Raw genomic sequence first — 6558 nt, 5'->3', positions numbered from 1 at the left:
CGACCTTCATCTGCTCCCTGATGTACTCGTGCTTGGGGCAGGGGCAGTCCTTGCCGCCCGGGTGCTTGTACGCCGGCGTGTTCTTCCAGTCAAAGTCGGGATAGTCGCGCTCAAAATCGTCCATCGCTACTGCAAGATACCTCCCACGCAATACAATATAAAGATGTAGGGGCCTCCCATTGACGTGCAGGAAAATAACAAAAAATATATTTTTGGGCTGTTAAAGACCAGCAAGTGTTCACCCAATAATGGTGACGGTGTAATCTCTCATTGAGCACAACAGCAACGGCAAACAACAACAGCAACAGTAGCAGCGACATATCAGTCGCACCAAATCCGGACTCTGATCCGAACCTGAAGACGCTCCTTGAATTCAAAAAGAGCGTGCAGGAAGAGCAAAAGGCCGCTGACAAAAAGATAGAGGAAATAAACAGCAGGCTAGAGGCCGTCAAGAAGCAGATAGACGAGGAAAGGATGCAGCTTGACGAGCTGCGCGCCAAGCTCAAGGGGGTGAACGAGGAAAAAGATACTGATTATCCCAAGTTTGTAGAGCTCCGCAACTCGCTCATCGACGCCAAGAACCAGATGAAGTCGCTCGACGACAAGGTCGGGCAGGCCAAGTCGAGGAAGGACAGGAGCGAGATATCCGGCCTCACAAAGGCGCTTGAGCAGATAGAGCGCGACATACAGACCAAGAAACTGTCCAAGGACGAGGAGCGCAAGCTGGTCGCTCGCTCTAAAGAAATAGCGACCAAGCTGCATACGCTCAAGCTGGTCCACAAAAAGGAGGGCCAGTACCGCGAGATGTCGTCCCAGTACGACGAGCTGAAAGCAAGGATAAACAGGATATTCCGCCAGAAGGAGGAGTTTGGCAACAAGATAGGCAAGCTCAAGGAGAGCATCGAGGGCCTGGTAAACACGCGCGAAAGCCTCTACGAGGAGCGCAGGCAGGCCATCCACACGGTCAGAGAGGCCGCGGCCAAGCTCGAGATGATAGAGACGCAGCTGAACGCGATTGCATTCAAGAAGAACCGCATGGCCCAGGCGGAGACGCGCCACAAGAAGCAAAAGGAGATGGAGGAGCGCAGGGTCGAGAGGCACCAGGCTATGCAGGAGCGGGTCAGGCGCGACAAGGAGTACCAGGACAGGTGGAACACGCTAAAGGAAGCCGCCATGAAAAAGATGTCCTCCGGCGAGAAGCTGACCTTTGACGAAATGAAGCTCATATTTGGCGACTCGGGCCAAGAATAACGACGACGACGCCTCTGCCAGACATTTTTATTCCACCTAGTACGACAGTGAGGGTGTTATCTGATGGCCGAAGGAGAAGGGGGGGAAAAACTCGAATACAGCGGCAAGGTCTACCTCTACAGCAGCGGCATGCCTGACGACCTTGTCGAGCTGTCAAAGGAAAAGCTGGCCGAGCGCGGAGTAAAGCTGGAAGACATTGTGCTGCTGCTCGATCCTGTCGGCGCGCCGGAGGGGAGCATCATGGCCACAATCTGGCCGCACTACCTGTCTGTCGCAAGGGTCAAGCGCGTCAGGGAAGGCTCTATCTATGCGCCGCAGCTGTTCAACATCCAGTTCTAGGCGGGGCGCAAGCATTAAATCGACAGGGCGAGCTCTGACATCTGGATGCTGACCTTTTTCTGCAAGCGTGAAAGGCACGGCGACTGCCCCGGCGAGTGGCCGGTAGGGGCCGCCTGCGGGCCGGACCACGACTGCTCGTTTGACATGAAGATGGTCAAGTGCGCCTGCGGGTGCCACGCCGCAGGCAGCAACAAAAAGAAAGAGAAAAGGGAAGAAAAAGCTGCTGCGCGCGCAGTCCCTGCCAGAAAAGCTCACGCGCGCACCTGAGACCTAAGCAGCGCACATGCTGTTTCAGGAGCTGCTCTGAACTGTCGCACAGGCGTTTTAGGCGCCTTAATCAGCTGCGCCGACATTGTATTTCTGTGAACGCACTAGAAGCAGTCGCATACGTGGCGCTCGGCTTTGCGCCAATGTTCGCCTTCATGGAACTGTCGTGGCGGATGGGCCAGTCGATCCGGAAGAGAAATGCAAGAGCGGGAATGGTGAGCGCAAAGGGCCCGCAATATGGCCACCGCCGCGCCTAGTGGTGGTGATGGCAGCAGCTGTTTCTGCAGCCGCTGCGCACCGCCAGCCGCGTCTGGACAGCAGCAGAGCATCTGCCCGAACAAACGCTGACGGCGCATCGCGGTTCCTGCTTTTGCGTGGCAACCCCTCCCCCAAAACCAGAATAGAAGATTTTTCTACCACGAAAAACGCTGTGGCTGACCGGAGAGTTACTGAATTTTCTTATAGAATTGAAATTCGTTTCCGGAAAATGGCTCTGCAACTGCCAAGCTGGTGATATACTGCGTCCTTGCCGGATGACTTGCTTATGACGATGATGACAAGCAACAGCAGCAACAACAAGAATAAGAAGATGCTTTATGCAGGCATCCCGATCGCCGCCGTCGCAATAGCAGGGCTGTTCATGCTTCCGCTGACATCTGCCCTGGCCACATGGGAAGGCGTCGAAGGGTGCACGCCCGGCTACTGGAAGAACCACGCCGACACGAACAGGCGCGTGGCTCAGCTGTACGGCATCAACCTCAACGCAGCAGTCCTGGACATCACCGGCCTGAATCTGGGCGCACCGGCCAGCCTGACCATCGACAAGGCTGTCTCGACGGGTGGCGGGGGGACGACTGCGTTCTACAGGCACCTTGCGGCAGGCGTGTTCAACTATTACTATGCCGACCCGACCGCAGGCAACAACATCAACTACATCGACCCTGCGACTTTCAAGGCCGCAGTCCAGATGGCACTTGGCGGCAACGTCTCCGGCGCCACGCGGATGCTGGACGCTGCAAACAACCTCGGCTGCCCGATAGACAGTTTTGGGAACTGGAAGTAAAAGAGGAGAAGAAAAAAGCAGAGAAACCCCTCCGGGGGCTTTTCTTTTCGCCCCTGCCGCCTTTCCTTTTACCTTTGGTAACCTTTAATTTATCATTGCGGGCAGTCTAGCACGCCTTTGCCAGACCTTTTCACGCTCATTTCCCAGCTAGGCGGTGGCCTGGGCGGGTCAGGGGGCGGCAGCAACGAGTTTGACCCTGCAAACCCGATGATGTACGTATACATCATTTCGCTTGCCACCATCCCGTTCTTCATGCTGTACGGCCAGCGCATGCAGGGCAAGGTCATCCTGGGCGAGATATCAAAGTCGCTTGTCAAGCTAAAGTCTATGAGGGACGACGCCCGGCTTGCGGCAATAGACCACATCCGCTCTGCAGTTCCGCATTCAGAGCCGGCGGCAAGGGTGGACAAGTTCATGGAGTATTTTGCGATAATGCCTGTCGACATCGATCCAAACGGCCTCGTGCGCAAGGTGGAGCACGTCCTGCGGGTCAAGGACGAGCGCATGCGCGCCGAGGTGCGCAAGATCTGCCCCGGCCTTGACGATTACGAGCTCTCCAAGATAGAGAACATGCTGGAAGCCGCGACTGCGCTCAACATGATCTACAAGGTCGTCAGGCACTTTTACCTGATGGGCAAGCGCACGACCAGCGTGTTCGTGCTCGTGCAATTGCAGATGGTCATGCCCCTCCTGCTTGAAGAGGCGGAGGCGCTCAAAAAGGCGACGGGCGCGTTCAGGCAAGGCCAGCCGATAGGCGACAGCATAGGGCCTATGGTGGTGGGCAAGATGATGCTTGGCAAGGCCAAGATGCGCGCGGCCAAAGAGACCGTGTACGCAGAAGACGAGTACAGGGGCAGAAAGCTCTACCTCCTCAAGGCGCAGGGGCCGGCAGGCACGGTCGGCAGGCCCGGCGAGGCCATACAGCGCCTTGCAGGCGACCTCGGCATAAAGATCGACGCAATAATCATGATAGACGCCGCGCTGAAGCTTGAAGGGGAGCGCACCGGTGACGTGGCCGAGGGCGTGGGCGCGGCGATAGGCGGCATAGGGGTGGAAAAGTACCAGATAGAGGAGGTGGCCACCAACTTTGGCATACCTGTTTACGCCGTCATTGTCAAGCAGTCGGTGACAGACGCCATCACCGTGATGCGAAAGGAGATAGCCGACTCGTTTGGCAAGGTGCTCGAGACGGTGTATGCAGTCATCGAGGACAAGACGGCGGAAGGGCAGTCAGTTATGGTGGTGGGCGTGGGCAACACGATGGGGGTGGCGCAGTAAAAAATTGATTTCGCTGTTTGGGAAAAAGCCCGAGCCCGCGCCGACCGTATACACGGAGCAGACCTGCTCCTCGTGCGGGGCTGTAGAGCGCCGGCCGTTTGAGCAGGGCGACCACGTCTACAAGGAACAAGGAGTGCGCTGCGGCAAGTGCGGCTCAAACGCCACCATCGTGACTGCCATCTATGGCGAGTACCCGCCTGAAAGCGACAGCAAAAAGAAAAGCTAGAGGGTTATGACGTTGGCGCCAGACTCGGTGGGTATGAGCGTGTGCTCTGCCTGCACCACCGTCTTGCCCTTTGCCTCGACAAGTATCGGGTAGGCATGGATGTTTTTCTTTTTGATCAATACGTCTGCGAGCCTGCGCAGCCTGCCCTCGTCGTAGGCGTCAGTCAGCCAGCGGAGCGCAAAGGGGAGCGTGCGGTACCTCTCCCATATCGTCGCCAGGAGCTCGTCTGCCTCCTTCTCCTTGCTTGGCTTTCTCGACGTGATGCCAAAGATGTTCCTCACTTTTCCTTCGTGCACCACGCCCATCCCGTCCTTGGTGGTGGCAAACGGCTCGATGGCGTACGCCTCGTTTGGCTGGAGAGCAAAAGACGACCCTATCGTCCAGATGTTTGGTATCGACTTGCCTGCGTGTATGACGTACTGCTGGAGCGAGTGGCCGCTGAGGTTCTGTATGGGGCGAAAGCCCATCCTGCCTATGACAGTCTCGATCACCCTTCCGATGTCGCTTGCCTTGGTGTTGGCCCTTGCCATGCGCACGGCCTCTGCAAGCGCGGTCTCGGCAGACCTGGCCAGCGCGTCGTATTTGGGGTCGTAGCATACCGTGACTGCCGTGTCTGCGATATAACCCTCTACATGGACACCGATGTCTATCTTTAGCACGTCGCCCTCCTTCACGACAGTCTGGTCCCCCGGCTCTGCCGTATAGTGGGCCGCTATCTCGTTGAGGCTGGCGTTTACCGGGAACGCCGGCTGCGCGCCCATGCTCCTTATCTGGGCCTCGACTGTCTCGCAGATCTCTAGCAGGGTCGACCCGACGTGGTACTTTTTGCGGGCGTCCTCCCTGACCTGAGACGCTATTTTGCCGGCGCGCTGGTAGCAGTCAAGGAGGCTCATGTGTTCCTGAATTTTTGCCAAGTTCCTATATATTACTACTGCGGGGCAGAAAAGCCGCCGCTTCCATAGACCTCTGCAAGCGCAGACAGCTCTAACGTGGTTATCGGCAGCTGGTCTTTCTGCTCCCAAAAGTCAAAGAGGGGCGACATCAGGTAGCCTTTTTCGGCGTTCATGTGCCCAAGCCCGAGCACGTGGCCTGCCTCGTGGACGGCGGAGCTCCGGAAAGCATAGCCGGGCAGGTCTATCTCGCTCTTGCCGTCGCCGTGCAGCACCCTGGGCGACAGGTACACGGTCGCGCCCATGGCCACGCCGCCGGTGTATTTCACCGCGGTGTAGGCGCCCGTCTGCTCGGGGTAGCCGGGAAAGTCCTTGTACGTGTCATAGATGTAGACCCTGACATCGCAGCCCGCATCACCAGCCATCCCGCTCTTTTGCGGGGCGTAGCGCACGCTCATGTCCCACCCGCCCTCAGAACCGGTGTATTCTTCAAGCGCCCTGCGCCAGTCCTGGACTGCCATCTTTGTCCATACGTAATACTTGTTTGCGACGCCCTTTTCTTTCCAGACGCACCACTGCAGGGGATCACCGTCATTGTTCTTGTCCCACCTGTAGCTCGCCTTTGGGACGGACGACTCGGAAAAATCCTGCTGCTGTTCATAGTACCTGGCGCCGGCCGCCGGCTGAACCCAAAATGAAAACAGCAAAAGGAGCGCCGCTGTCCCTAACCAAACAGCAGCTGCAAGCAAGGTCAGTGGATGCTCCTGCCGCTGCTGCTGCCGCATATGCGCTAGGTTATCTGCAGCCTTCTCTTTTATGCCTTGTCGGTCAGGAGAAGCTCTTTTCGCCCTTGTCAAGCGTGGCGATGTTGACTGCCTGCTCGATTGTGGACACGAATATGAGGCCGTCGCCGTGCTCGCCGGTCCTCGACGCCTCCACTATCCCCTGCACCACCTGGTCTATCTGGTTGTCCTGCACCAGTATCTCGAATTTTATCTTGGGCAGCAGGTCGTAGGCAACCGGCTGTCCTCTCCACTGCAGGTGGAGCTCACGCTGCTTGCTCCATCCTGAGACGTTGTAGATGGTCATGCCGCCTATTCCAAGCTGCCTGAGCTTTTCCTTCACCACTGGCATCTTTTCCGAGCGTATGATTGCCTCGAGCTTTTTCATTCGCAAGCCCTAAGCCGTGCCATTCTTAAATTCTTTGTTATTATCCCTGCATGTAATTTTTATGATACGCATCG

At 57.1% G+C, this 6558-nt stretch carries 10 protein-coding genes; 7 read left to right on the top strand and 3 right to left on the bottom strand.

Features of this window, described 5'->3' with window-relative positions; translation table 11 throughout:
- The first annotated feature begins 270 nt into the window (after positions 1–270).
- From WKI84_RS03040 to WKI84_RS03010, 7 genes are all read left to right on the top strand, one after another.
- Positions 271–1251: a hypothetical protein gene (locus tag WKI84_RS03040; RefSeq protein ID WP_337862047.1), complete on the top strand. Its 981-nt coding sequence runs from the start codon at positions 271–273 to the stop codon at positions 1249–1251.
- 63 nt (positions 1252–1314) lie between these two features.
- Positions 1315–1590: a hypothetical protein gene (locus tag WKI84_RS03035; RefSeq protein WP_337862046.1), complete on the top strand. Its 276-nt coding sequence runs from the start codon at positions 1315–1317 to the stop codon at positions 1588–1590.
- A gap of 45 nt (positions 1591–1635) precedes the next feature.
- Positions 1636–1857: a hypothetical protein gene (locus WKI84_RS03030; RefSeq protein ID WP_337862045.1), complete on the top strand. Its 222-nt coding sequence runs from the start codon at positions 1636–1638 to the stop codon at positions 1855–1857.
- Positions 1858–1952: 95 nt separating this feature from the next.
- Positions 1953–2114: a hypothetical protein gene (locus tag WKI84_RS03025; RefSeq protein WP_337862044.1), complete on the top strand. Its 162-nt coding sequence runs from the start codon at positions 1953–1955 to the stop codon at positions 2112–2114.
- A gap of 287 nt (positions 2115–2401) precedes the next feature.
- Positions 2402–2920 carry a hypothetical protein gene (locus WKI84_RS03020; protein ID WP_337862043.1) on the top strand — a complete coding sequence of 173 codons (519 nt, stop codon included), beginning with the start codon at positions 2402–2404 and terminating at the stop codon, positions 2918–2920.
- A 117-nt stretch (positions 2921–3037) separates the two neighbouring features.
- The gene (locus WKI84_RS03015) at positions 3038–4198 is read left to right on the top strand and encodes a DUF1512 domain-containing protein (RefSeq protein ID WP_337862042.1); all 1161 of its coding nucleotides are present in this window, start codon (positions 3038–3040) and stop codon (positions 4196–4198) included.
- 4 nt (positions 4199–4202) lie between these two features.
- A complete protein-coding gene (locus WKI84_RS03010) occupies positions 4203–4424 on the top strand; it encodes a hypothetical protein (RefSeq protein WP_337862041.1) in 222 nt (73 codons plus the stop codon).
- On the opposite strand, the gene map is transcribed toward WKI84_RS03010, so the two are convergent.
- From map to WKI84_RS02995, 3 genes are all read right to left on the bottom strand, one after another.
- Positions 4421–5317 (bottom strand): type II methionyl aminopeptidase, encoded by an 897-nt coding sequence (map, locus tag WKI84_RS03005; RefSeq protein WP_337862040.1) that lies wholly within the window; start codon positions 5315–5317, stop codon positions 4421–4423. The genes WKI84_RS03010 and map overlap by 4 nt on opposite strands.
- A 35-nt stretch (positions 5318–5352) precedes the next feature.
- A complete protein-coding gene (locus WKI84_RS03000) occupies positions 5353–6021 on the bottom strand; it encodes a matrixin family metalloprotease (protein ID WP_337862039.1) in 669 nt (222 codons plus the stop codon).
- A gap of 121 nt (positions 6022–6142) precedes the next feature.
- Positions 6143–6484 carry a P-II family nitrogen regulator gene (locus WKI84_RS02995; RefSeq protein WP_337862038.1) on the bottom strand — a complete coding sequence of 114 codons (342 nt, stop codon included), beginning with the start codon at positions 6482–6484 and terminating at the stop codon, positions 6143–6145.
- Positions 6485–6558 lie beyond the last annotated feature (74 nt).

Origin of the sequence: Nitrososphaera sp. (assembly GCF_037447015.1) — an archaeon.
Taxonomy (GTDB): domain Archaea; phylum Thermoproteota; class Nitrososphaeria; order Nitrososphaerales; family Nitrososphaeraceae; genus Nitrososphaera.
This window is presented reverse-complemented; position numbering and strand designations above follow the sequence as displayed.